Here is a 25,586-nt window from a genome sequence, read left to right as displayed (position 1 = left end):
ACGCCCGGTTACATTCCGAACCCGGAAGCTAAGCCTTTCAGCGCCGATGGTACTGCAGGGGGGACCCTGTGGGAGAGTAGGACGCCGCCGAACAACCCGCCCTTTTAGCTCAGTCGGTAGAGCGTCTCCATGGTAAGGAGAAGGTCAACGGTTCGATTCCGTTAAAGGGCTCCAAGAGAAAAGGCCCCCGCCTGATGGCGGGGGCCTTTTTTGTTTGAGTTCCGTCACCGCGCCGGCGTATTCCACGGCGGTGAGTCGACCACAGGGCAGGCCCTGGCGGCCAGGGCCTGCCCGGCGGGTCAGTCGCCCTGCCGCGGTTCCGGGACGCGGAACGCCAGGATGGCCATGTCGTCGGAGGCCGGTTCGGCGGCGAAGCGTTCCACCGCCCGCAGGACCCGGGACGCGACGGCCCCGGCCGTGAGGCCGGTGCACGTGGTCAGGACGTCCGTGAGGCCGTCGTCGCCCAGCATCCGGGTGCCCTCGCGGCGCTCCGTCACGCCGTCCGTGACGCAGAGCAGGACATCGCCAGGCTCCAGGGTGAGGGTCTCCTCGTACAGTTCCAGGTCGTCCATCACGCCCAGCAGCGGCTGCGGCTCCGCGGCCGGCTCCACCTCGCCGCTCGGGCGCAGGCGCAGCGGGAGCGGGTGGCCGGCGCAGACCAGCTTCAGCGCCGCCCCGCCGTCCTGGAGCGGGCGGAGCTCTCCGTACAGCAGGGTGAGGAAGCGGCTGCGGGCGCCCTCGTCGAGGATCGCCGCGTTCAGGCGCTCCAGCACCGCCGGGCCGCCCAAGCCCTCGCGGGCCAGCAGGCGCAGCGCGTGCCGGGCGAGGCCGGTGACGGCCGCCGCCTCGGGGCCCGTACCGCAGACGTCGCCGATGGCGAAGCCGTACGAGCCGTCGCGGATCGGGAACACGTCGTAGAAGTCGCCGCCCACCTCGTTGCCCTCGCCGGCGGCGCGGTAGATGACCTCGACCTCCATGCCGGGGATGGCGGGCTGGCTCGGTGGCAGCAGGCTGCGCTGGAGCGAGCGGCTGATGGCCATGCGCTCCGAATAGAGGCGCGCGTTGTCCAGGGCCAGGGCGGCCCGGCGGGACAGGTCCTCGGCCAGTTCGAGGATCTCCTGGCGGAAGTGCTCGTCGGCGGGCTTGCCGAGGGTCAGCATGCCGATCACACGGTTGCGGGCCATCAGCGGCAGGACGACCGTCTCGCCGCCGACCGCGGCGGCCGTCGCCAGGGTGGTGCCGATGCCGGAGGTGTAGTCCGACGGCGAGCCCAGGCCGACCGAGCGCATGGACGTGCGCAGTGCCGCGTCGTGGGCCGCGTGTGCCGGTGCGTTCCAGGGGCGGACCGTCTGGTCGGTGCCCGGCTCGGGCGGATCGATGCGGGACAGCAGGGACTTGAGGCCGTCGATCAGTTCCTCGTCCTCGTGCAGGACGTACGCCAGGTACGGGTCCGAGGCCTGGTCGGCGATCGTGTAGACGGCACACCAGGTGGCCAGGGTGGGGACCGTCATCTGGGCCATCAGGGCCAGGGTCTGGTCCCGGTCGAGGGTGCCGGCCAGCAGGTCCGAGGCCTCGACGAGGAAGGACAGCGAGCCGCGGCGCAGCCGCTCCAGCTCGCCCAGGCGGGCCGATTCGACGGCGAGGGCGATGCGGTCGGCGGCGAACTGGAGGCGCAGGGCCTCCTCGTTGGAGTACCGGGCGGCGCTTTCCGCGGCCACGCCCAGCGAACCGGTCAGCCTGCCCTCGACCTTGAGCGGCACGGTGACCGCCGAGCGCATGCCGGTGCCGTTGAGGAGGGGTACGGCGCCGGGGACGGCGGTGAGGTCCTCGTGGACGGCGGGCATGCGCGCGGAGCCGTAGCGGCTGGTGCCGGCCTCGACGGGGACGCGGGCGAACCGCTGCCGGGTGGAGGGGAGTCCGGTGGTGGCGCGGACCTCCAGCTCCGTCTCGTCGTCGGTGGCGAGGAGGAGGAAGGCGGCGTCGGCGTCGAGCATGTCCCGGGCGCGCTCGACGGTGCGCTGGAGGAGGCTGTCGAGGTCGTCGGGGGCGGGGGAGCCGATGAAGACCTCGAAGGGGTCCGTCGTCCGGGACTCGGAGAGCTGGGCCGGGTCGGCGGCGGGCGAGGCGGAGCGGGCGGGGGACTGGAGCACGGCGCGCTCGCTGTCGTGGACGAGCAGGCAGACCGTGGAGGGCTCGCCGGCCGCGTCGCGGACGCGCAGGTGGGAGGCGTAGACGGGGATCACGCGGCCGTCGGCGCCGCGGAGGCCGTAGCTGCCCTCCCAGCGGGACAGGCGCAGGGCCTCGGCGATGCCGGTGCCGGTGCCGGGAGTGTGGGGCCAGGCGGCGAAGTCGGCGAGGGGGCGGCCGGTGACCTTCTCGGCGGGGTAGCCGAAGATCTGCTCGGCGTCCTCGTTCCAGGAGGAGATGCGGGCGCCGGCGTCGATCTGGAGGACGGCGACGCGTACGCGGCCGTCGGCGACCGGCAGCTGTCCGTCGGGGATCGCGGGTCCCGCCGAGCGGGTGCCGACCGGGCGGGCCGGCAGGTCCAGCTGGAACCAGACGTGCTTGCTGGCCGATTCGTACTCGACGCCCCAGCGGCTGGCCATGGCCGCGCACAGCATCAGCCCGCGGCCGCCCTCGTGGTCGGGGGAGGCGTAGGGGCGGTCGGGGTGGCGGAGGGGCACCTCGCGCTCGGGGTAGCGGTCGGCGACCTCGACGCGGACGCCGTCGGCGGAGCGCAGGCACAGGACGTCGGCTCGGGTGCCGGCGTGGATCACGGCGTTGGTGACGAGTTCGCTGGTCAGCACGACCGCGTCGTCGACGATGTCGGAGAAGCCCCAGCCCTGGAGGGTGTCCCTGACGAACGCTCGGGCCGTGGCGACCGAACGCCCCACGGGGTCGAAACTGGCAGCGGCCCGGGCCGTGATCACAGCGCTCCTCGATCGTGTCGCGATGCCCGGCTCCGCCATCGGACCATTCCTCCGTGCCCGGTCGTCTCGGCGCCTCCGTCCCCTGCCGGGCGGACCGGGGCGGTTGGACAGTCGGATGCCAGGTTACTTACCTTCGCGGTCACAGCGGGCGCAGCTGCGGGTATTCCACCCGCAGGGTGCGGGTCCCGTGCGAAGGTGCCGGAGTTTTATGGCCGTGTTCGGCCATGGTGAAACACTGGGAAGGCTTGGCAAGGGCAGACCCGGGTAGAGCGCGAACCCTTTCGGGAGGGACACGGTGGAGTCTGGCGTAGCGGCGCGGAGGGCCAGTGCGCGGGGGAAGAGCGGGCGGCCGCGGCGGGGCGGGACCACGGAAGTGGACTCGGCCGCGCTGAACAGGCTGCTGACCGCGCTCGTCTCCATGCGGGACGGGAACTTCCGCAAGCGGCTGACGGTCTCCGGCGACGGGGTGATGGCGGAGATCGCCGCCGTCTACAACGAGGTCGCGGACCGGAACCTCCACCTCACCGGGGAGATCGCCCGGGTCCGGCGCATGGTGGGCCGCGAGGGCAAGCTGAGCGAGCGGCTGGAGACGGGGGCCTGCGAGGGCTCCTGGGCGGCCGCGATCGACGCCTCGAACCAGCTGGTGGAGGACCTCGCGCGGCCGGTGTCCGAGGTCGGGCGGGTGCTGTCGGCGGTGGCCGAGGGCGACCTGGCACAGCGGATGGACCTGCGGACGCAGACGGCCGAGGGGGTCGGGCACCCGCTGCGCGGGGAGTTCCTGAAGGTCGGGCGCACGGTCAACAACCTGGTCGACCAGCTGTCGGCGTTCACGGACGAGGTGACCCGCGTCGCACTGGAGGTCGGCACCGAGGGCAAACTCGGCGGCCAGGCCCAGGTGCGCGGTATGTCCGGTTCGTGGAAGGACCTGACCGACTCCGTCAACACGATGGCGTACCGGCTCACCGCTCAGGTGCGTGACATCGCTCTCGTCACGACCGCGGTGGCCAAGGGCGATCTCTCGCGCAAGGTCACGGTGCACGTGGCCGGCGAGATGCTGCAGCTGAAGAACACCGTGAACACGATGGTGGACCAGCTGTCGTCGTTCTCGTCCGAGGTCACGCGCGTGGCCCGGGAGGTCGGTACGGAGGGCGAGCTGGGCGGGCAGGCCCAGGTGCCCGGGGTCGCGGGCGTGTGGAAGGACCTGACCGACTCCGTCAACACCATGGCGGGCAACCTGACCGCCCAGGTGCGCGGGATCGCGCAGGTCACGACGGCCGTGGCGAACGGCGACCTGTCGCAGAAGGTGACGGTCAGCGCACGCGGCGAGGTCGCACAGCTGGCCGAAACGATCAACCAGATGACGGAGACGCTGCGGACCTTCGCCGACGAGGTCACCCGCGTGGCGAGCGAGGTCGGCGCGAAGGGCCTGCTCGGCGGTCAGGCGCAGGTGCCGGGCGCGGCGGGGACGTGGAAGGACCTCACCGACTCGGTGAACACGGTCTTCCGCAACCTCACCACGCAGGTGCGCGACATCGCGCAGGTGACCACGGCGGTGGCGAACGGCGACCTGTCGCAGAAGGTCACGGTCGACGTGGCCGGCGAGATGCTGGAGCTGAAGAACACCGTCAACACGATGGTGGACCAGCTCCAGTCCTTCGGTTCCGAGGTGACGCGGGTGGCCCGCGAGGTCGGCGTCGAGGGCGAGCTGGGCGGTCAGGCGCAGGTGCCGGGCGCGGCGGGGACGTGGAAGGACCTCACCGACTCGGTCAACACCGCCTTCCGGAACCTGACCGGTCAGGTGCGGAACATCGCGCAGGTGACCACGGCGGTGGCGAACGGCGACCTGTCGCAGAAGGTCACGGTCGACGTCTCCGGCGAGATGCTCCAGCTGAAGAACACCGTGAACACGATGGTGGACCAGCTGTCGTCGTTCGCCGACCAGGTCACGCGGATGGCGCGGGACGTGGGCACGGAGGGCCGGCTGGGCGGTCAGGCGCGGGTGGACGGCGTCTCGGGCACCTGGAAGGAACTGACCGACTCCGTCAACTTCATGGCCGGCAACCTGACCTCCCAGGTGCGGCAGATCGCGCAGGTGACCACCGCGGTGGCGCGGGGTGACCTGTCGCAGAAGATCGACGTGGACGCGCGCGGCGAGATCCTGGAGCTGAAGAACACCATCAACACGATGGTCGACCAGCTCAGCGCCTTCGCCGAGCAGGTGACCCGGGTGGCCCGCGAGGTGGGTACGGACGGCCGGCTGGGCGGCCAGGCGCAGGTGCCCGGCGTCGCCGGCGTGTGGCGCGACCTGACCGACTCGGTGAACGGCATGGCCGGGAACCTGACCGCGCAGGTGCGCAACATCGCCCAGGTCGCGACGGCGGTGGCGCGGGGTGACCTGTCGCAGAAGATCGACGTGGACGCGCGCGGCGAGATCCTGGAGCTGAAGAACACCCTCAACACGATGGTGGACCAGCTGTCGTCCTTCGCGGACCAGGTGACGCGGGTGGCCCGCGAGGTGGGCACCGAGGGCATCCTCGGCGGCCAGGCCGAGGTGAAGGGCGTCTCCGGCACCTGGAAGGACCTCACCCAGTCCGTCAACTTCATGGCGAACAACCTGACCTCGCAGGTGCGCAACATCGCCGAGGTGACGACCGCGGTCGCGATGGGCGACCTGTCGAAGAAGATCACGGTCGACGCGAAGGGCGAGATCCTCGAACTGGTCACCACCGTCAACACGATGGTGGACCAGCTGTCGTCGTTCGCCGAGCAGGTGACGCGGGTGGCCCGCGAGGTGGGCACCGAGGGCATCCTCGGCGGCCAGGCGCGGGTCCGGGGCGTCACGGGCATCTGGAAGGACCTGAGCGACAACGTCAACCTGATGGCCAACAACCTGACCGTCCAGGTGCGCAACATCTCGCAGGTGTCCGCGGCGGTCGCCAACGGCGACCTGACGAAGAAGGTCACGGTCGAGGCGCGCGGCGAGGTCGCGCAGCTCGCCGACACGGTCAACACGATGGTGACGACGCTGTCCTCGTTCGCCGACGAGGTCACGCGCGTGGCCCGCGAGGTGGGCACCGAGGGGCGGCTGGGCGGCCAGGCGCACGTACCGGGCGTCTCCGGTACGTGGAAGGACCTCACCGAGTCGGTGAACTCGATGGCGTCGAACCTGACCGGTCAGGTGCGGCAGATCGCCATGGTCACCACCGCCATCGCCAAGGGCGACATGACCAAGAAGATCGACATCGACGCCCGGGGCGAGATCCTGGAGCTCAAGACCACGATCAACACGATGGTCGACCAGCTGTCCTCGTTCGCGGACCAGGTGACGCGGGTGGCCCGCGAGGTGGGCACCGAGGGCATCCTGGGCGGCCAGGCCCGCGTACGCGACGTGGACGGCACCTGGCGCGACCTGACCGAGTCCGTGAACGAGATGGCCGGGAACCTCACCCGGCAGGTGCGCGCCATCGCGGCCGTGGCCACCGCGGTGACCCGCGGCGACCTCAACCTGAAGATCGACGTGGACGCGGCCGGCGAGATCCAGGTCCTCCAGGACAACATCAACACGATGATCGCCAACCTGCGCGACACCACCCTCGCGAACAAGGAGCAGGACTGGCTCAAGGGCAACCTGGCCCGCATCTCCGGCCTGATGCAGGGCCGCCGCGACCTGGACGACGTGGCCTCCCTGATCATGAGCGAGCTGACGCCGGTGGTCTCGGCCCAGCACGGCGCGTTCTTCCTGGCCGTGCCGTCCGGCGGCGCGCAGGAGATCGGCACCGAGGGCGGCCGCGACGGCGCGTACGAGCTGCGGATGCGCGGCAGCTACGCGTACGCCGGCAGCGCCATGCCGACCTCGTTCCGGCCCGGCGAGGGGCTGATCGGGACGGTCGCCGAGGAGAAGCGCACGATCCTCGTCGAGAACACCCCGCCCGGCTACCTCAAGATCTCCTCCGGTCTCGGGGAGGCGCCCCCGGCGCACGTGATCGTGCTGCCGGTGCTGTTCGAGGGCAAGGTGCTGGGCGTGATCGAGCTGGCGTCCTTCCAGCCCTTCACGCAGATCCAGAAGGACTTCCTCTCGCAGATCGCGGAGATGATCGCGACGAGCGTCAACACCATCAGCGTCAACTCCAAGACCGAGGTGCTGCTCAAGCAGTCCCAGGAGATGACCGAGCAGCTGCGCGAGCGGTCGGCCGAGCTGGAGAACCGGCAGCGCGAACTCCAGGTGGCCAACGCCGAACTGGAGGAGAAGGCCGAGCTGCTGGCCCAGCAGAACCGCGACATCGAGGTGAAGAACACCGAGATCGAAGAGGCCCGGCAGGTGCTGGAGGAGCGCGCCGAGCAGCTGGCGGTGTCCATGCGCTACAAGAGCGAGTTCCTCGCGAACATGTCGCACGAGCTGCGCACGCCGCTCAACTCCCTGCTCATCCTGGCCAAACTGCTCGCCGACAACGCGGACGCCAACCTGTCGCCGAAGCAGGTGGAGTTCGCCGAGACCATCCACGGCGCGGGCTCCGACCTGCTCCAGCTGATCAACGACATCCTGGACCTGTCGAAGGTCGAGGCGGGCAAGATGGACGTCTCCCCGACCCGGATCGCCCTGGTCCAGCTGGTCGACTACGTGGAGGCCACCTTCCGGCCGCTGACCGCCGAGAAGGGGCTGGACTTCTCCGTGCGGGTCTCGCCCGAGCTGCCGGCCACCCTGCACACCGACGAGCAGCGGCTGCTCCAGGTGCTGCGCAACCTGCTGTCGAACGCGGTGAAGTTCACCGACAGCGGCGCGGTCGAGCTGGTGATCCGGCCGGCCGGGTCGGACGTTCCCGTGGAGATCCGGGAGCAGCTCCTGGAGGCCGGTTCCCTGCGGGAGGCGGACGGCGAGCTGATCGCCTTCTCCGTCACCGACACCGGGATCGGCATCGCCGCCAGCAAGATGCTGGTGATCTTCGAGGCGTTCAAGCAGGCGGACGGCACGACCAGCCGCAAGTACGGCGGCACCGGCCTGGGCCTGTCCATCAGCCGAGAGATCGCGCGGCTGCTCGGCGGGGAGATCCACGCGGCGAGCGAGCCCGGCCGCGGGTCGACCTTCACGCTGTACCTGCCGCTCCACCCCAGCGAACTGCCCCCGCAGGGGTACGCGCAGCCCGCGCCCGGCAGCCGGAGCGACGGGTACCGTCGGGGGCCCGGGACGCTCCCGCAGGCGCTGCCGCTCGCACCCGCCCCGGTGCCCGTGGCGCCCGCGGCGGCGGAGACGCCCGGTGCGGCGCCCACGCTGTTCCGGCGCCGGCGCAAGGCGCTCACGGAGCTGGAGCCGCGCCCGGCGCTGCCGGGCCAGGGCCAGGGCCAGGCGCAGGGCGTGCCCGAGGAGGAGGCCGCCCCCTGGGCGGGAGCCGAGGCGGAGGAGCCGGCGGCGCCGCGGACGTACGCGTTCCAGGGCGAGAAGGTGCTGATCGTCGACGACGACGTACGCAACGTCTTCGCGCTCACCAGCGTGCTGGAGCAGCACGGGCTGGCGGTGCTGTACGCCGAGAACGGGCGGGAGGGCATCGAGGTCCTGGAACAGCACGACGACGTCACGGTCGTGCTGATGGACATCATGATGCCGGAGATGGACGGGTACGCGACCACGGCGGCGATCCGGCGGATGCCGCAGTTCGCGGGCCTGCCGATCATCGCGCTGACGGCGAAGGCGATGCAGGGCGACCGGGAGAAGGCCATCGACTCCGGCGCCTCGGACTACGTCACCAAGCCGGTGGACCCGGACTACCTGCTCACGGTCATGGAACAGTGGATGCACGCCACGTGATGGCGGGGCGGGGTGGGGGGAACCTTCTGGTCCCCCACCGCGTTTCTGCTACGGAGACAGTGACATCTCGGTGACAGGGTGTGGCGATCTCGGGAGTGGGGCTACCATGACCGGCACAAGGACGGGCGGGTTCTGCGAGCCGGGGAGGCCCCCTTCGGGGGCGAGGAGGACAGGGCATGGTGCAGAAGGCCAAGATCCTCCTGGTCGATGACCGGCCGGAGAATCTGCTGGCGCTGGAGGCCATCCTCTCCGCGCTCGATCAGACCCTGGTCCGGGCGTCGTCGGGGGAGGAAGCGCTCAAGGCGCTGCTGACGGACGATTTCGCGGTCATCCTGCTGGATGTCCAGATGCCGGGAATGGACGGGTTCGAGACCGCCGCGCACATCAAGCGGCGCGAGCGGACCCGGGACATCCCGATCATCTTCCTGACCGCGATCAACCACGGTCCGCACCACACCTTCCGCGGGTACGCGGCCGGCGCGGTGGACTACATCTCGAAGCCGTTCGACCCGTGGGTGCTGCGGGCCAAGGTGTCGGTCTTCGTCGAGCTGTACATGAAGAACTGCCAACTGCGGGAGCAGGCCGCGCTGCTGCGGCTCCAGCTGGAGGGCGGCGGCGCACAGGCCGGCGCCGCCGGCGCGAAGGAGTCGGCTGGCCTGCTGGCCGAACTCTCCGCGCGCCTCGCGGCGGTGGAGGAGCAGGCCGAGGCGCTCTCCAAGCAGCTGGACGACGACGCCGCGGACGCCGCCGCGGTCGCCACGGCCGCGCACCTGGAGCGCAAACTCACCGGACTGCGGCGGGCGCTCGACGCACTGGAGCCGGATACGGGAGGCACCACCCCGGCGCTGCCCGCGGGGACCTGACGGCGCTCCGGCGCCCGGGCCCGTACGCGGCCCAGGCGCCGGCACCGGCGACGCCCACCGGCTCCCGACGGGCCGTCAAATCACCGCCCGGCAGCCCGACACGAACGGGTGAAGGGGTGGGCACACGTGTCCCCCGCCGCCGACACCGGTAACCTCGCCCCCATGGCCTCAAGTACGTCCGGCAAGGGTTCCCAGAGCACGGCGGGCACCGCGAAGGCCCGCACCGGCCGTACGACGGCGGCGGCGAAGAAGGCGGCGCCCGCGCGCAAGCCGCCGGCCAAGAAGGCCGCGGCCGCGAAGCGGGCCCCGGCCAAGAAGGCCGCGGCCCGGCCCGCGGCGAAGGCGGCGCCGTCCCCCACCGGGGGCGTGGTCCGGCTCGTCCGCGCCCTCTGGCTCGGCGTCGCGCACGCCGTGGGCGCGGTGTTCCGCGGCTTCGGACGCGGCGCGAAGAACCTCGACCCCGCCCACCGCAAGGACGGCCTCGCGCTGCTGCTGCTCGGCCTGGCGCTGATCGTCGCCGCCGGCACCTGGTCGAATCTGCGCGGCCCGGTCGGCGAACTCGTCACCATGCTGGTCACCGGCGCCTTCGGCCGCCTGGACCTGCTGGTGCCCCTGCTGCTCGGCGTGATGGCGGTACGGCTCATCCGGCACCCGGAGCAGGTGGACGCCAACGGCCGGATCGGCGTCGGCCTCACCGCGCTCGTCGTCGGTGTGCTCGGCCAGGTGCACATCGCCTGCGGATCGCCCGGCCGCGACGCCGGCAGCGCCGCCATCCGGGACGCGGGCGGCCTGGTCGGCTGGGCCGCCTCGCAGCCGCTGGTCTTCACCATGGGCGCCCCGCTCGCCGTGCCGATGCTGCTCCTGCTGACCGTCTTCGGCCTGCTGGTCGTCACCGCCACACCGGTCAACGCCATCCCGCAGCGGCTCCGGCAGCTCGGGGTGCGGCTGGGCGTCGTCGCCCCGCCCGAGGAGGACCCGTACGGCACCGTCACGGGCGAGGAGCACGACGAGGGCCCGTGGCCGGCGCGCGCCCGCCGGGGTAGCGGGCCCGTCGCCCCCGCGGGAAGCCCGGAGAGCGCGGAAGAGGAGGCGCTGTCGCGGCGCCGCCGCCCCCGCCGGGCACAGCCCGCCGGGGACCGGCCGCTGGACGCCGTGGACGTGGCCGCCGCGGCGGCCGCCGCGCTCGACGGCGCCGTGCTGAACGGGCTGCCGCCCTCACCACTGGTCGCCGACCTCACCCAGGGCGTCGCACCGGAGCGGCCGGCGGAGACCACCACCCCCGTGCCGCTGCCCACGGCCCGGGAGGCGCGGCCCGCCGTCGTACCGGACCTGACCAAGGCCGCGCCCGAGGTCTCCGAGCCGCTGCCGCCGCGCGCCGAGCAGCTCCAGCTCAGCGGCGACATCACGTACGCGCTGCCCTCGCTGGACCTGCTGGAGCGGGGCGGGCCCGGGAAGACCCGCAGCGCCGCCAACGACGCCGTGGTCGCCTCGCTCACCAACGTCTTCGCCGAGTTCAAGGTGGACGCGGCCGTCACCGGCTTCACCCGCGGCCCGACGGTCACCCGGTACGAGGTGGAACTCGGCCCGGCCGTGAAGGTCGAGCGGATCACCGCCCTCACCAAGAACATCGCCTACGCCGTGGCCAGCCCCGACGTCCGGATCATCAGCCCGATCCCGGGCAAGTCGGCGGTCGGCATTGAGATCCCGAACACCGACCGCGAGATGGTCAACCTGGGCGACGTCCTGCGCCTGGCCGACTCGGCGGAGGACGACCACCCGATGCTGGTGGCGCTCGGCAAGGACGTCGAGGGCGGCTACGTGATGGCCAACCTGGCGAAGATGCCGCACGTGCTGGTGGCCGGCGCCACCGGCTCCGGAAAGTCCTCCTGCATCAACTGCCTGATCACCTCGGTCATGGTCCGCGCCACGCCCGAGGACGTCCGGATGGTGCTGGTCGACCCCAAGCGGGTGGAGCTCACCGCGTACGAGGGCATCCCGCACCTGATCACGCCGATCATCACCAACCCCAAGCGGGCCGCCGAGGCCCTCCAGTGGGTGGTCCGCGAGATGGACCTGCGGTACGACGACCTGGCGGCCTTCGGCTTCCGGCACATCGACGACTTCAACGAGGCGATCCGCAACGGCAAGGTGAAGCTGCCCCCGGGCAGCGAGCGGGAGCTGAGCCCCTACCCGTACCTGCTGGTGATCGTCGACGAGCTGGCCGACCTGATGATGGTCGCCCCGCGGGACGTCGAGGACGCGATCGTCCGCATCACCCAGCTGGCCCGCGCGGCCGGCATCCACTTGGTGCTCGCCACCCAGCGGCCCTCGGTGGACGTGGTCACCGGCCTCATCAAGGCGAACGTGCCCTCGCGGCTGGCCTTCGCCACCTCCTCGCTGGCCGACAGCCGGGTCATCCTCGACCAGCCGGGCGCCGAGAAGCTCATCGGCAAGGGTGACGGCCTGTTCCTGCCGATGGGGGCGAACAAGCCGGTCCGGCTCCAGGGAGCCTTCGTCACCGAGGCCGAGGTGGCCGCGGTGGTGCAGCACTGCAAGGACCAGATGGCGCCCGTGTTCCGGGACGACGTCACGGTGGGGCAGAAGCAGAAGAAGGAGATCGACGAGGAGATCGGCGACGACCTCGACCTGCTGTGCCAGGCGGCGGAGCTGGTGGTCTCCACCCAGTTCGGCTCGACCTCGATGCTCCAGCGCAAGCTGCGGGTGGGCTTCGCGAAGGCCGGCCGGCTGATGGACCTGATGGAGTCGCGGGGCGTCGTGGGGCCGAGTGAGGGATCCAAGGCCCGGGACGTTCTGGTCAAACCCGATGAGCTGGACGGCGTCCTCGCCGTCATCCGGGGGGAGTCTCACTCGTAAGGGATCGGGGGGCAACCGTTTCCCTTGGCCGCGCGTCAAGTTGAGGGAGAGGGGCGGGGCTGTTACGACAGCTCCGTCGGAGGACCCCGTACGTCATACCGATGCCATACCGATGGCGTACAAAGTCCACCCTCCCGGTTGCTCACCCCTTTCGTAACCCCCCTAGACTGGACCTCCAGCAGGTGGTTACACGCTCGAAAGGCGCCCTCGTGTCCATCGGCAACGCCAACTCCCCCGAAGACGACCGTCCTTCCGACGGCGACGGCCCCTCCATCGGCCGGGCCCTCAAGCAGGCCCGCATCCGTGCCGGGCTCACCGTCGACGAGGTCAGCACCACTACCCGCGTGCGCATCCCGATCGTGCACGCGATCGAGCAGGACGACTTCACCCGCTGTGGCGGCGACGTGTACGCCCGCGGCCACATCCGCACGCTCGCGCGCGCCGTCGGCCTCGATCCGACCGAGCTGATCGAGCAGTTCGACGCCGCCCACGGCGGCCGGCCGGCACCCACGCCCGCCGCACCTCTGTTCGAGGCCGAACGAATCCGGCCAGAGCGGCAGCGGCCCAACTGGACCGCCGCCATGGTCGCGGCCATCGTCGCCGTGATCGGATTCGTCGGTTTCACCGTGTTCAGCGGAGAGGACGGCGGGAAGAAGCGGCCGGTGGCGGAAGGTTCCGCCTCCCCGCAGCCCGCGCCCAAGCAGACCGGCAAGGTGATCAGGCCGCCGGCCCCCACCCCGCCCAAGCCCACCGCCGAGCCCTCGGACAGCGCCATCGCGCAGGCTCCGAAGGACCTGGTCACGGTCGTGATGACGGCCGTGGGCGGCGAGAGCTGGATCTCGGCCAAGGACCACAACGGCCGCCTGCTCTTCGACGGCATGCTCGAAGAGGGGGACTCGAAGACCTTCACCGACAAGGAATCCGTCGACCTCGTCCTCGGCGACGCCGGCTCGGTCAAGCTCTTCGTGAACGGCAAGGAGATCAAGGACGAATTCCAGCCAGGGCAGGTCGAGCGGCTGACCTACACCAAGGACGACCCGCGCGAGGACGCCCCGCAGGCCGGCTGAGCCTCCGGCGCCTGCCGGGCGCGGGCCGGAAACCGGCCGGACGATCTTGGGATCCCCCGGGTGCGACCCCGCATCCGGGGGATCCTTGCTGGTCGGGGGCACCCGGCGGGGGCCGGTGCCGGGACGAAGTAGTCTTGAGTCCATGCCCGAACGCCGTACCGTCGCCCTTGTCACCCTTGGCTGCGCCCGTAACGAGGTGGACTCGGAGGAGCTCGCAGGCCGCTTGGCGGCGGATGGCTGGGAGCTCGTCGAGGACGCCGCCGACGCGGACGTCGCCGTCGTCAACACCTGTGGCTTCGTCGAAGCCGCCAAGAAGGACTCCGTAGACGCCCTGCTGGAGGCCAACGATCTGAAGGACCACGGCCGCACCCAGGCCGTCGTCGCCGTCGGCTGCATGGCCGAGCGCTACGGCAAGGAGCTCGCCGAAGCCCTCCCGGAGGCCGACGGCGTCCTCGGCTTCGACGACTACGCCGACATCTCCGGCCGCCTCCAGACCATCCTCAGCGGCGGCAGCGTCGAAGCGCACACCCCGCGCGACCGCCGCAAGCTGCTGCCCATCAGCCCGGCCGAGCGCCAGGGCACCGCCGGCGTGGCCCTGCCCGGCCACGCCCAGGAAACCGACGGGACCCCCGCCCCGGCGCCCGCCGACCTGCCGGACGGCCTCGCGCCCGCCTCCGGCCCCCGCGCACCCCTGCGCCGCCGCCTGGACACCAGCCCGGTCGCCTCCGTGAAGCTGGCCTCCGGCTGCGACCGCCGCTGCTCCTTCTGCGCCATCCCGTCCTTCCGCGGCTCCTTCATCTCGCGCCGCCCGAGCGACGTGCTGGGCGAGACCCGCTGGCTGGCCGAGCAGGGCGTCAAGGAGGTCATGCTGGTCTCCGAGAACAACACCTCGTACGGCAAGGACCTCGGCGACATCCGCCTGCTGGAGACGCTGCTGCCCGAGCTGGCGGCCGTCGACGGCATCGAGCGGGTGCGGGTCAGCTACCTCCAGCCGGCCGAGATGCGGCCCGGCCTGATCGACGTGCTGACCTCCACCCCGAAGGTCGCCCCGTACTTCGACCTGTCCTTCCAGCACTCCGCCCCCGACGTGCTGCGCGCCATGCGCCGCTTCGGCGACACGGACCGCTTCCTGGAGCTGCTGGACACCATCCGGGGCAAGGCCCCGCAGGCCGGCGTCCGGTCCAACTTCATCGTCGGCTTCCCCGGTGAGACCGAAGCGGACTTCGCCGAGCTGGAGCGTTTCCTCACGCACGCACGCCTCGACGCCATCGGCGTCTTCGGCTACTCCGACGAGGAGGGCACCGAGGCCGTCACCTACGAGAACAAGCTCGACGAGGACGTGATCGCCGAGCGGCTGGCCCACATGCAGCGGCTCGCCGAGGAGCTCACCTCCCAGCGCGCCGAGGAGCGCGTCGGCGAGACCGTCGAGGTGCTCGTGGAGGCCGTCGGCGAGGAGACCGGGGACGAGGACGGCGCCACCGGCCGTGCGGCCCACCAGGCGCCCGAGACGGACGGCCAGGTGATCTTCACCAGCGGCGAGGGCCTGGCCCCCGGGCGTATCGTCACCGCCAAGGTGGTCGGCAGCCTGGGCGTGGACCTGGTCGCCGAGGCCCTGGACCTCGAGGAGGCGGCCGGATGACCGGAGTCCCGGCATCAGCGACGGGCGGCGCCGCGCCGCGGCCCGCACCCGGCGGAAAGCTGGGCGCGGCGGCCGTCAACCAGGCCAGCCTGTGGAACATCGCCAACATCCTGACGATGGTCCGGCTCGTGCTCGTGCCGGGATTCGTGCTCCTGCTGCTGGCGGACGGCGGCTACGACCCCGTCTGGCGGGCATGGGCCTGGGCGGCCTTCGCGGTCGCCATGATCACCGACGTCTTCGACGGGCACCTGGCCCGTACCTACAACCTGGTCACGGACTTCGGCAAGATCGCCGACCCGATCGCCGACAAGGCGATCATGGGCTCGGCGCTGATCTGCCTCTCCTGGCTGGGCGAGCTGCCGTGGTGGGTGACCGCCGTCATCCTCGGCCGGGAACTCGGGATCACGCTGCTGCGCTTCTGGGTGATCAGGTACGGCGTCATCCCGGCCAGCCGGGGCGGCAAGCTCAAGACCCTCGCGCAGGGCACGGCGGTCGGCATGTACGTCCTGGCGCTGACCGGGGCGCTCGCCACCTTCCGCTTCTGGGTGATGGCGGTGGCCGTGGTGCTGACGGTGGTCACCGGCCTGGACTACGTACGCCAGGCGGTCGTCCTGCGGCGGCGCGGCCGGGCGGCGGAACGCGCGGCGGCCGGGCGGGCGGCGGGTACGGGAACGGACGCGGCGCCGGGCTCCGAGCCGGGCGCGCGGGGCGTCGACGGCTGACCGCGGGGGAGTCATGGCCGAGGTTGTGGGGAGTAACGGGGAAACCGGTGCGGGTGCGACCGCGGCCGAGGTACTCTCCATGCTTGCTGAGCGTAACCAGACCGTCGCTGTGGCGGAGTCGCTGACGGGCGGGCTCGTCGCGGCCGAGCTGACGGCGGTGCCGGGCGCGTCGCGGAGCTTCCGCGGCTCGGTCACGGCGTACGCCACCGACCTCAAGCGCGACGTGCTCGGCGTGGACGCGGAGCTGCTCGCGGCGCGAGGCGCGGTGGACCCGCAGGTCGCGGCCGAGATGGCGGACGGCGTGCGGCGGGCGCTGGGGGCTTCGTGGGGAATCTCGACCACGGGCGTGGCCGGTCCCGAGGGTCAGGACGGCCGGCCGGTGGGGACGGTGTACGTCGCCGTGGCCGGTCCGGCAGGCGGGAAAACGGCTGCGCTGAGGTTGAACGGCGGCCGCGCGGAAATCCGTAGGGAGAGTGTACGGAGGGTGCTCGAACTGTTCTCGAGCGAACTCCTGGACAATGCGCGGACACAGGATACGGAACAGAACGGGGGGATTTGATGTTTGCAGCCCTGAGTGAACACGACATCGCTCCCCGCACGGCCGCGGCGCGAGGCGGTACGGTGGGGCGTGAAGGATGCGGCTATACGGTCAGAGGAGGGAGCCACCGATGATTCTGCTCCGTCGCCTGCTGGGTGACGTGCTGCGTCGGCAGCGCCAGCGCCAGGGCCGTACTCTGCGCGAAGTCTCCTCGTCCGCCCGAGTCTCACTCGGCTATCTCTCCGAGGTGGAGCGGGGGCAGAAGGAGGCGTCCTCCGAACTGCTCTCCGCGATCTGCGACGCGCTGGACGTACGGATGTCCGAGCTGATGCGCGAAGTCAGCGATGAACTCTCGCTCGCCGAGCTGGCCGCGTCCGCGGCCGCGAGCGACCCGGTACCGGCACCGGTACGCCCGATGCTCAATTCGGTTTCCGTGACCTCGGTCGCGGGTGGACCGGAGCGGGTGACCATCAAGGCGCCTGCCGAAGCGGTGGATGTCGTAGCCGCGTGAGCTGAGCTTGGTACAGGGCCCCGGGCAGGTGCGTGACGCACCTCGGCCGGGGCTTCGTGCTGTCCGGGGGCAGCGCCGCCCGGGGCCTCCCCGAGGACGGCGGCCGGTGTTCTGGGTGCGGGGTGCGGGGCCGTACGGGAGACTGGCGGCGTGGCGAGCTACGGCTTCTGGGGGCGCATACGGGTCCCCGCCCTGGGCGCGGTGGCCCTGGCCTGTGGTGCGCTGTGGTGGTGGGCCGCGCTGCGACTGGTGCTGGCCCCGGCGAGCGCCGGGGTCGTCGAGGGTGCCGTGGTGGTCGGGGGCTGGGGGCTGAGCCTGCTGCCGGTGCACTGCGTTCCGCTGGCCAGGGCGCCGGGCGTGTCGGCGGCGCGGCGGCGGGGCGAGGGGGTCCTGTCGGGGGTGCGCGGGGCGGTCACCAGGGCATGGCGACGCCGCCGTTCGGGCGGAGTATCTGGCCGGTCATGAAGGACGAGGCGTCCGAGGCCAGGAAGAGCACGGTCTGGGCGATGTCCTCGGCCTCGCCGACCCGCCTCAGCGGGGACATCCGGACCATCATCGCCTCGGTCTGCTCCTGGACCTCGGGGGAGTGGCGGCCGGTCATGGGGGTGCGGATCCACCCCGGGGCGACGGCGTTCACGCGGATGCCCTGCGGGCCCGTCTCGGTGGCCAGGGTCTTGGTGAGCTGGACGACCGCGGCCTTGGCGGCGCTGTAGCAGAGCAGGCCCGGGCTGGCCGCGTCCACCGCCCCCGAGGCCATGGTGACGATGCTGCCGGGGGTGCCGGCGGCCAGCATGGCGCGCGCCGACTCCTGGCAGGCGTACAGGACGCCCTTGAAGTTCACGTCGAGGACCCGGTCGAGGTCCTGGTCGAGGGTGTCGACCACGCTGCTGGTGTGCATGATCCCGGCGATCGCGGCGGTGATGTCGAGGCGGCCGGCGCTCTCGACGGCGGCGCGGATCTGGGCGCGGTCGGTGACGTCGAGCGGGTGGGCCACCGCCGTGCCGCCGTCCTCGGTGATCAGGGCGGTGGTCTCCGCGAGGCCCTTCTCGTCGCGGTCCGCGCAGTGGACGGTCGCGCCGGCCTGGGCCAGGAGCCGGGCGGAGGCGCGTCCGATGCCGCTGGCGGCGCCCGTGATCAGCGCGGTGCGGCCCGTGAGGTCGTACGACGTAAGGGGCATGCGGGGACGGTACGGCGGGATCTGACGGACCGTCAACCAGTGCGGCGGGGGCGGCCGTGGGTGCCGGTGCCGGTGCGGCCGCCCGGGACGGGGCCCGTCTGGCAGTGCGGGCACCAGTACGTGGGGCGGTCGTCCTGGGAGGCGCTCCGGATGGGGGTGCCGCAGCGGAAGCAGGAGCGCCGGGCGCGGCCGTACGCGTACAGCATCTGGCCGGCCCGGTGGCTGCCGGTGGTGCTGCGGCGGCCGGGGTGGGCGCGGTTCGCCTCCAGGAGGCGGTGGGCCAGGTCCACGACCTGCGCGGCGTCCGGCAGCTCTCCCACCGGAAGCCACGGGGTGACGCGGGCCAGGAAGCAGATCTCGGTCTTGTAGATGTTGCCGATGCCGGCCAGGTTGCGCTGGTCCAGCAGGGCCTCGCCGAGCGGGCGGGCCGGGTCGCGCAGGAGGTTGGCCTCGGCGGTCGCGGGATCCCAGTCCGGGCCGAGGAGGTCCGGGCCGAGGTGGCCCACGGCCTTGTGTTCCTCGGCGGTGCGGAGGAGTTCCAGGACCTGGAGGCGGTAGCCGACGGCCGTGGTCGTCTCGTTGCCCAGGATGGCCCGGATCTGGTGGGCGGGGCCGCCGCGCCACTTCTCGCCGGGGGCGTAGAGGTTCCAGGCGCCCTCCATGCGCAGGTGGCTGTGCAGGGTGAGGCCGCCTTCGAGGCGGGTCAGGAGGTGCTTGCCGCGGGGCGTGACGTCGAGCACGGCCCGGCCGGTGAGGTCGACGGTGGCGAGCCGGGGGACCCGGAAGTCGCACCGGGTCAGCGGGCTGGGGGTCAGGGCCTGGTCCAGCCGGCGTGCCGCGTGCCAGACCGTGTCTCCTTCGGGCATGCGGCCATTGTCCTCCCGGACGGGGGCGGGCCGATGGGCGGGCGACGCCCGTGGCTCCGGCCGCCCCGGTCCGGGGCGGTACGGCGCCCCGGCCTGTCTCCCTGGCCCTGCGGCCCTGCGGCCCTGCGGCCCTGCGGCCCTGCGGCCCTGCGGCCCTGGGCCCGGCCCAGCACCCCGGCTGGGCTACGCGGTGCGCTGGCCCGGTTCTGAGGTCCTGGCCGGGGGGCCGCGGTCGGCATACCGGGTCCGGGGGTCCCGAGAGCCTGGTCCGGTGCCGCTGTGGGTGGGCCGGGGTCTGCGGTGCCGCGTCCCGGGTGGGTGCTGCTGCGGGCGGGTCGGGGCCCGTGGGGCCGCGTTTGGGCTGGGTGCTGCTGTGGGTGGGCCGGGGCCTGCAGTGCCGCGTCCCGGGTGGGTGCTGCTGCGGGCCGATCGCGTCCCGCGGTGCCGCGTCCCGGCCGGGTGCCGCCGTGGCCGACTGGGACGGGGTTCCGCGGCCCCGGGGCCCCGCCGGTGACGCGGTCCGCCCACCCAAGGCTGCCGACTGCGCTGACCGGGGCGGTTCCGGTAGCCCGGGCGGGGAGGCCCTTGGTGCCCGGACGGGACTACGGCCGGAGGCGGAGGCCCCGGGGGGTGGCGTGGAAGCCGGCCGACTCCAGGGAGCGGCCCAGCGGAGAGGTGAGCGCGGGCGCGCCGTTGGTGCGCTCCACCGTGAGGGCGCCCACCGTGCCCGCGCGGGCGGCCGCGGCCAGGGCGTCCGTCGCCGCCAGCAGCGCCGGGGAGTCCGGGTCCGGCCAGGCCAGCAGGGTCTTCCCGCCGCGCTCCAGGTAGAGGGTGAGTTCACCGTCCACCAGCACGACGACGGAGCCGGCCTTGCGGCCCGGCTTGTGGCCCGCCCCGGCCGGCGGCTCCGGCCACGGCAGCGCGGCGCCGTACGCGTTCGCCGGGTCGGCGGCCGCCAGCACGCGTGCTTCGAGCGGGGAGTCGGCGCGGTCGCGGGCCGTGGCGGTGGCACGCAGGCGGTCCACCGCGCCGTCCATGGCGAACTGGGCCGCGCCCAGCCCCTCCACCACGTACCCCCGGCGGGCCTGCCCGCTGTCCTCGAACGCGGACAGGATGCGGTACACCGCGGAGAAGCCGCCCTCGATGCCCTCGGCGGCGACCGCACCCCTGGTCACCACGCCGTGCCGGTCCAAGAGCGTGCGGGCCACCGCATGGGCGCGGTGCGTGGCGTCCGGCTCGGCGGCCGGCAGGAGCGACCAGCGGCCGGAGACGGTCGGCGGGCCGGTACGGGAGACGGCCGGGCGGGCGGACGCGGACAGCGTGCCGTACCGCCCGCGGGGGACCGTGCGCTTCGCGCGGTGGGCGGTGGAGCCCGCCGTCCGGCCGCTGCCCAGCAGTGAACGCAGCGGCGCCAGCGTGTCGTTGGTGAGCCGGCCCGACCAGGCGAGGTCCCAGATCACCGACGACAGCTCCAGGTCGGTGGCCTCCGGATGGCTCCGGCCCACCGACTGCGCGATCTGCCGGAAGAACAGGCCGTACCCGCCCGAGAGGGCGTCGAGGACCGCCTGGTGCAGGGGCGTCAGCTCCAGCGGGTGCGGCGGCGGGAGGAGCAGCGGGGCCGCGTCCGCCAGGTACAGGGAGACCCAGCCGTCCTTGCCGGGGAGGGCGCCCGCGCCGGCCCAGAGCACCTCGCCGGTGGTGGTGAGTTCGTCCAGCAGCGCAGGGTTGTAGTGCGCCACCCGGGACGGGAGGACGAGCTTCTCCAGCGCCGAGGCGGGGACGGGCGCGCCCTGGAGCTGTTCGACGGCCCGGGCGAGGCCGTCGATGCCGCGCAGGCCGCCGCCGCCCACGTGCTGCCACTGCGGGAGGAAGGAGGCCAGCGCGGCCGGCGGCACCGGCTCCAGCTCCTGGCGCAGCGCGGCCAGCGAACGCCGCCGAAGCCGGCGCAGCACCGCCGCGTCGCACCACTCCTGACCCAGACCGGAGGGGTGGAACTCGCCCTGGACGACCCGGCCCGCCCCGGCGAGACGCTGCAGCGCCCCCTCGGTCACCGCGACGCCCAGGCCGAACCGGGCCGCGGCGGTCGCCGAGGTGAAGGGGCCGTGGGTGCGGGCGTACCGGGCCAGCAGGTCGCCCAGCGGGTCCTTGACCGGTTCCGTGAACGCCTCCGGGACACCCACGGGCAGCGCCGTGCCCAGTGCGTCCCGCAGACGGCCCGCGTCCTCGACGGCCGCCCAGTGCTCCTCGCCCGCGATGCGGACGCGGATCGCGCGCCGCGCACGGCTGAGGGCCTCGGGCCAGTCGGGCTCGGCCCCACGGGCCGTCAGCTCCGCGTCGGTCAGCGGACCGAGGAGGCGGAGGAGGTCGGCGACGCCCTCGACGTCCTTGATCCGCCGGTCCTCCGTCAGCCACTGGAGTTCCGCCTCCAGTTCCGCCAGCACGTCCGCGTCCAGCAGCTCGCGCAGCTCCGCCTGGCCCAGCAGCTCGGCCAGCAGACGGGAGTCCAGCGACAGGGCCGCCGCGCGGCGCTCGGCGAGCGGGGAGTCGCCCTCGTACAGGAACTGGGCGACGTAACCGAAGAGGAGCGAACGGGCGAAGGGCGACGGCTCGGGCGTCGTGACCTCGACCAGGCGGACCCTGCGGGACTCGATGTCGCCCATCAGCTCGGTGAGGCCCGGCACGTCGAAGACGTCCTGGAGGCATTCGCGGACGGCCTCCAGGACGATCGGGAACGAACCGAACTCCGACGCCACCTGGAGGAGCTGGGCCGCACGCTGGCGCTGCTGCCAGAGCGGGGTGCGCTTCCCCGGGTTGCGCCGCGGCAGCAGCAGCGCCCGGGCGGCGCACTCGCGGAAACGGGCCGCGAACAGGGCCGAGCCGCCGACCTGATCCGTGACGATCTGGTCGACCTCGCCCTTGTCGAAGGCCACGTCGGCCGCGCCCAGCGGCGCCTGCTCGCTGTCGAACTCGAAACCCGGGGCGGCCGGATCGGCGTCCAGCAGGTCCATGCCGAGCAGGTCGGCGTCCGGCAGCCGCAGCACGATCCCGTCGTCCGCGTGCATCACCTGCGCGTCCATGCCGTACCGCTCGGCGAGCCGGGCACCCAGGGCCAGGGCCCACGGCGCGTGCACCTGGGCGCCGAACGGGGAGTGCACCACCACCCGCCAGTCGCCCAGCTCGTCGCGGAAGCGCTCCACCACGATCGTGCGGTCGTCGGGTACGTGGCCGCACGCCTCCCGCTGCTCCGCGAGGTACGCCAGGACGTTGTCCGCGGCCCAGGCGTCCAGGCCCGCCGCGAGCAGCCGCAGCCGGGCGTCCTCGGCCGGCAGGCCGCCGACCTCGCGCAGGAACGCGCCCACCGCACGGCCGAGTTCCAGCGGCCGGCCCAGCTGGTCGCCCTTCCAGAAGGGCAGCCGGCCGGGCACGCCCGGCGCCGGCGAGACGAGGACGCGGTCGCGGGTGATGTCCTCGATCCGCCAGGAGGTCGTGCCGAGGGTGAAGACGTCCCCCACCCGCGACTCGTACACCATCTCCTCGTCCAGCTCGCCGACCCGGCCGCCGCCCTTCTTCGGGTCCGCGCCGGCCAGGAAGACGCCGAACAGACCGCGGTCCGGGATCGTGCCACCGGAGGTGACGGCCAGCCGCTGCGCGCCGGGACGCCCGGTGACCGTGCCCGCGACCCGGTCCCACACGACGCGCGGCCGCAACTCCGCGAACGCGTCGGAGGGGTAGCGCCCGGCCAGCATGTCGAGCACGGCGGTGAACGCCGACTCCGGCAGCGAGGAGAACGGCGCGGCCCGGCGCACCAGCGCCAGCAGGTCGTCCACCTGCCAGGTGTCCAGTGCGGTCATCGCGACCAGCTGCTGGGCCAGCACGTCCAGGGGGTTGGCCGGCACGCGCAGCGACTCGATCGAGCCGGTGCGCATCCGCTCGGTCACCACGGCCGCCTGCACCAGGTCGCCGCGGTACTTGGGGAACACCACGCCCGTGGAGACCGCGCCCACCTGGTGGCCGGCCCGGCCCACACGCTGCAGACCCGAGGCGACCGACGGCGGGGACTCCACCTGCACCACCAGGTCCACCGCGCCCATGTCGATGCCGAGTTCGAGGCTGGAGGTGGCCACCACGGCCGGCAGCCGGCCCGCCTTCAGGTCCTCCTCCACCAGGGCGCGCTGCTCCTTGGAGACCGAGCCGTGGTGCGCCCGAGCGAGCAGCGGGGGTGCGCCGTGCGCACGGCCGGACTGGGCCATGATCTCGGCGGGCGGGGCGCCCTCGGGCAGGGCCTCGCCCACCGACCGCTCGTACGCGATCTCGTTGAGGCGGTTGCAGAGCCGCTCCGCCAGGCGGCGGGAGTTGGCGAACACGATGGTCGACCGGTGGGCCTGCACCAGGTCCGCGATCCGCTCCTCCACGTGCGGCCAGATCGACGGCTTGTCGCCGCCGTCCTGGCCCTCGGTGGCGGGGGAGCCGCCCAGCTCGCCCATGTCCTCGACCGGCACGACGACGGAGAGGTCGAACTCCTTGCCGGAGGGCGGCTGCACGATCTCCACCCTGCGGCGGGGGGAGAGGTACCGGGCGACCTCGTCCACCGGGCGGACCGTTGCCGAGAGCCCCACCCGCCGGGCGGGGCGCGGGAGCAGCTCGTCCAGCCGCTCCAGCGAGAGCGCCAGGTGGGCGCCCCGCTTGGTGCCGGCCACCGCGTGCACCTCGTCGAGGATGACGGTCTCGACGCCGGACAGCGCGTCCCGGGTCGAGGAGGTGAGCATCAGGAACAGCGACTCGGGGGTCGTGATGAGGATGTCCGGCGGCCGGGTGGCCAGCGACCGCCGCTCCGCGGGCGGGGTGTCGCCGGAGCGGATGCCGACACGGATCTCGGGCTCGGGCAGGCCCAGCCGTACGGACTCCTGCCGGATGCCGGTGAGCGGGCTCCGGAGGTTCCTCTCGACGTCGACCGCGAGGGCCTTCAGCGGGGACACGTAGAGCACCCGGCAGCGCTTCCTGGCCTCGGCGGGCGGGGGCGTGCTCGCCAGCTGGTCCAGGGCCGCGAGGAAGGCCGCGAGGGTCTTGCCGGAGCCGGTGGGCGCCACGACCAGTACGTCGGACCCCTCCCCGATGGCCCGCCAGGCGCCGTCCTGGGCGGCGGTGGGCGTACGGAAGGCCCCCGTGAACCAGGAGCGGGTCGCGGGGGAGAACGAGTCGAGCGCGGATCCGGCCATGCCTACCATCGTGCACCCCGGCACCGACAACGGCCTTCACCTGCGGTGATGCGGTGATGCGGGTCGGGGGTCGGCGGGTCGGGGGGGCTGGTCTGGGCGCTCGGGTGGGTCAGGGGGTGCGTTCGCGGCGGTAGGCGCCCGGGGGGACGCCCACGATGCGGGTGAAGTGGCGGTTGAGGTGCGGCTGGTCGGTGAAGCCGACGGTCACCGCGGCCTCCGCCACCGGCATCCCCGCTTCGAGCAGGCTCCGGGACCGGCGGACACGGGCGTCCGTGAGCCAGGTGTGCGGCGGCATGCCGTACGCGTCGCGGAAGGCCCGCAGCAGGGCGAAGGGGCTCGTGCCGAGGGACGCGGCGAGCTGCTCCAGGGACGGCGGCTCGGCCATCCGCTCCTCCAGCACCGCCCGGGCCCGGGCGGCGACCGCGGCGCCTGCGCCCCGCACGGTACGGGCCGGGAGCGTGCCGCCGTGGCGGCGCAGCAGGCCCGCCACGGCCACCCGCAGCAGGCTGTCCGCGGCCAGCGCGTTGCCCTCCTCGGCCGCCCGGTGGACCTCCTTGATCAGGCGGGAGGCCTCCGGATCGGCCACCACGTCCACGGTGAACCCGGGGGTGCCCCGGAGGGTGGACAGCTCGGCGGCGACCTCGACGATCACGTCGCGGGCCGGGTAGAGCGTGTCGTACGTCCAGCCCTCCGCGACACCGGCCCGCGCGGTGTGGGGCACCTCGGGGTTGATCAGGATCACGTCGCCGGCCCCGGCCCTGACCACGCCGCCGGGCAGCCCGACCTCCTCGATGCCACCGGTCACGGTGGCGACCACGTACCCGTCGTGCGCGTGCCGCGGGAAGGCGTGCCGGACGTACCGGGCGCGCAATAGGTCGAGGCCGGGCAGGTCCGGGTACTGCCAGTGCCGTGCCCACTCGCCGTTCCCCATGGGTTCATTCTGCGCCGCGCCGGCCGACGCCCGACGCCCCGGTCCGCCTGCCGAGACCCGGCGCCCGGGCCTCTCGGCGGGCGGTGAGGTCCGCTGGGCGGGATTGTGGGCGGGTCGGGTGCGGGCCAGGACGCCAGCGGGGCTCGGAACCGGCACGAATCGGGCACCGGTATGGCGGGAACGGCGTCGCGTCCTCCCGGCCCGGGGCCTCCGGCACCTGGTGGGCCCTGAGGTCCGCTGAGCGGAACTGTCGACAGGTCATCCGCGGGCCCAGACGCCAGCAGGGCTCGAAACCAGCACAAATCACCCACCAGCATCACGGGAACAGCGTCGCGCCCTCCCGGCCCGGGGCATCCCGCACCCGCCGGGCCGTGAGGTCCGCTGGGCGGAATTGTGGGCAGGTCATCCGCGGGTCACGACGCCGGGAGGGCTCGGAAGCGGCGGCTTTGCCG

14 protein-coding genes, 1 tRNA gene and 1 rRNA gene are annotated in these 25,586 nt (G+C 73.1%); 11 read left to right on the top strand and 5 right to left on the bottom strand.

The features are described 5' to 3' along the window. Window positions 1-93 (top strand): 5S ribosomal RNA (gene rrf / locus ACIQUR_RS35030); the annotation flags it as partial. A 5-nt stretch (window positions 94-98) separates the two neighbouring features. Beyond that, window positions 99-174, top strand: a tRNA-Thr gene (locus tag ACIQUR_RS35025). 125 nt (window positions 175-299) lie between these two features. Here ACIQUR_RS35025 and ACIQUR_RS35020 read toward each other — a convergent pair. Next, window positions 300-2,969 carry a SpoIIE family protein phosphatase gene (locus ACIQUR_RS35020; protein WP_403673384.1) on the bottom strand — a complete coding sequence of 890 codons (2,670 nt, stop codon included), beginning with the start codon at window positions 2,967-2,969 and terminating at the stop codon, window positions 300-302. 256 nt (window positions 2,970-3,225) lie between these two features. Between ACIQUR_RS35020 and ACIQUR_RS35015 the strand changes: the two genes are divergently transcribed. From ACIQUR_RS35015 to ACIQUR_RS34975, 9 genes are all read left to right on the top strand, one after another. Further along, a complete protein-coding gene (locus ACIQUR_RS35015; RefSeq protein WP_403673383.1) occupies window positions 3,226-8,730 on the top strand; it encodes a HAMP domain-containing protein in 5,505 nt (1,834 codons plus the stop codon). Window positions 8,731-8,906: 176 nt separating this feature from the next. Further along, window positions 8,907-9,593, top strand: coding sequence for a two-component system response regulator (locus ACIQUR_RS35010; protein ID WP_403673381.1), 687 nt, complete (start codon window positions 8,907-8,909; stop codon window positions 9,591-9,593). A gap of 162 nt (window positions 9,594-9,755) precedes the next feature. Continuing rightward, a complete protein-coding gene (locus ACIQUR_RS35005) occupies window positions 9,756-12,467 on the top strand; it encodes a DNA translocase FtsK (protein ID WP_403673379.1) in 2,712 nt (903 codons plus the stop codon). A gap of 209 nt (window positions 12,468-12,676) precedes the next feature. Beyond that, a complete protein-coding gene (locus tag ACIQUR_RS35000) occupies window positions 12,677-13,534 on the top strand; it encodes a helix-turn-helix domain-containing protein (protein WP_403673377.1) in 858 nt (285 codons plus the stop codon). Window positions 13,535-13,676: 142 nt separating this feature from the next. Further along, entirely contained in the window at window positions 13,677-15,173 is a 1,497-nt protein-coding gene (gene rimO, locus ACIQUR_RS34995) for a 30S ribosomal protein S12 methylthiotransferase RimO (protein ID WP_403673376.1), read from the top strand. Further along, complete coding sequence (gene pgsA, locus ACIQUR_RS34990) at window positions 15,170-15,895, top strand: CDP-diacylglycerol--glycerol-3-phosphate 3-phosphatidyltransferase (RefSeq protein ID WP_403673375.1); 726 nt, start codon at window positions 15,170-15,172, stop codon at window positions 15,893-15,895. The genes rimO and pgsA overlap by 4 nt, the downstream gene beginning before the upstream one ends. Window positions 15,896-15,908: 13 nt before the next feature. Continuing rightward, complete coding sequence (locus tag ACIQUR_RS34985; protein WP_403673373.1) at window positions 15,909-16,454, top strand: CinA family protein; 546 nt, start codon at window positions 15,909-15,911, stop codon at window positions 16,452-16,454. A gap of 109 nt (window positions 16,455-16,563) precedes the next feature. After that, on the top strand, window positions 16,564-16,944 hold the full coding sequence (locus ACIQUR_RS34980; RefSeq protein WP_399958429.1) for a helix-turn-helix domain-containing protein: 381 nt from the start codon (window positions 16,564-16,566) through the stop codon (window positions 16,942-16,944). Window positions 16,945-17,094: 150 nt separating this feature from the next. Next, a complete protein-coding gene (locus tag ACIQUR_RS34975) occupies window positions 17,095-17,409 on the top strand; it encodes a hypothetical protein (RefSeq protein WP_403673372.1) in 315 nt (104 codons plus the stop codon). Here the strand turns inward: ACIQUR_RS34975 and ACIQUR_RS34970 are convergent. The 4 genes from ACIQUR_RS34970 to ACIQUR_RS34955 form a co-directional block, all read right to left on the bottom strand. After that, the gene (locus ACIQUR_RS34970) at window positions 17,357-18,121 is read right to left on the bottom strand and encodes an SDR family NAD(P)-dependent oxidoreductase (protein WP_403673371.1); all 765 of its coding nucleotides are present in this window, start codon (window positions 18,119-18,121) and stop codon (window positions 17,357-17,359) included. The genes ACIQUR_RS34975 and ACIQUR_RS34970 overlap by 53 nt on opposite strands. 32 nt (window positions 18,122-18,153) lie before the next feature. Further along, entirely contained in the window at window positions 18,154-18,987 is an 834-nt protein-coding gene (locus ACIQUR_RS34965) for an Fpg/Nei family DNA glycosylase (protein ID WP_403673370.1), read from the bottom strand. A gap of 602 nt (window positions 18,988-19,589) precedes the next feature. After that, window positions 19,590-24,203 carry an ATP-dependent helicase gene (locus ACIQUR_RS34960; RefSeq protein ID WP_403673369.1) on the bottom strand — a complete coding sequence of 1,538 codons (4,614 nt, stop codon included), beginning with the start codon at window positions 24,201-24,203 and terminating at the stop codon, window positions 19,590-19,592. 109 nt (window positions 24,204-24,312) lie between these two features. Beyond that, a complete protein-coding gene (locus ACIQUR_RS34955) occupies window positions 24,313-25,134 on the bottom strand; it encodes an AraC family transcriptional regulator (protein ID WP_403673368.1) in 822 nt (273 codons plus the stop codon). Between the last annotated feature and the right edge of the window lie 452 nt (window positions 25,135-25,586).

Source organism: Streptomyces sp. NPDC101132, from assembly GCF_044759225.1.
GTDB lineage: Bacteria > Actinomycetota > Actinomycetes > Streptomycetales > Streptomycetaceae > Streptomyces.
This window is presented reverse-complemented; position numbering and strand designations above follow the sequence as displayed.

Excerpts from the sequence above, each read along its gene's own strand:
- ACIQUR_RS35010 (WP_403673381.1), top strand. The coding sequence starts at position 8,907 with ATGGTGCAGAAGGCCAAGATCCTCCTGGTCGATGACCGGCCGGAGAAT.
- ACIQUR_RS34980 (WP_399958429.1), top strand. The coding sequence starts at position 16,564 with ATGATTCTGCTCCGTCGCCTGCTGGGTGACGTGCTGCGTCGGCAGCGC.
- rimO (WP_403673376.1), top strand. The coding sequence starts at position 13,677 with ATGCCCGAACGCCGTACCGTCGCCCTTGTCACCCTTGGCTGCGCCCGT.
- ACIQUR_RS34955 (WP_403673368.1), bottom strand. The coding sequence starts at position 25,134 with ATGGGGAACGGCGAGTGGGCACGGCACTGGCAGTACCCGGACCTGCCC.
- ACIQUR_RS34960 (WP_403673369.1), bottom strand. The coding sequence starts at position 24,203 with ATGGCCGGATCCGCGCTCGACTCGTTCTCCCCCGCGACCCGCTCCTGG.
- ACIQUR_RS35020 (WP_403673384.1), bottom strand. The coding sequence starts at position 2,969 with ATGGCGGAGCCGGGCATCGCGACACGATCGAGGAGCGCTGTGATCACG.
- ACIQUR_RS34965 (WP_403673370.1), bottom strand. The coding sequence starts at position 18,987 with ATGCCCGAAGGAGACACGGTCTGGCACGCGGCACGCCGGCTGGACCAG.
- pgsA (WP_403673375.1), top strand. The coding sequence starts at position 15,170 with ATGACCGGAGTCCCGGCATCAGCGACGGGCGGCGCCGCGCCGCGGCCC.
- ACIQUR_RS34985 (WP_403673373.1), top strand. The coding sequence starts at position 15,909 with ATGGCCGAGGTTGTGGGGAGTAACGGGGAAACCGGTGCGGGTGCGACC.
- ACIQUR_RS34970 (WP_403673371.1), bottom strand. The coding sequence starts at position 18,121 with ATGCCCCTTACGTCGTACGACCTCACGGGCCGCACCGCGCTGATCACG.
- ACIQUR_RS35005 (WP_403673379.1), top strand. The coding sequence starts at position 9,756 with ATGGCCTCAAGTACGTCCGGCAAGGGTTCCCAGAGCACGGCGGGCACC.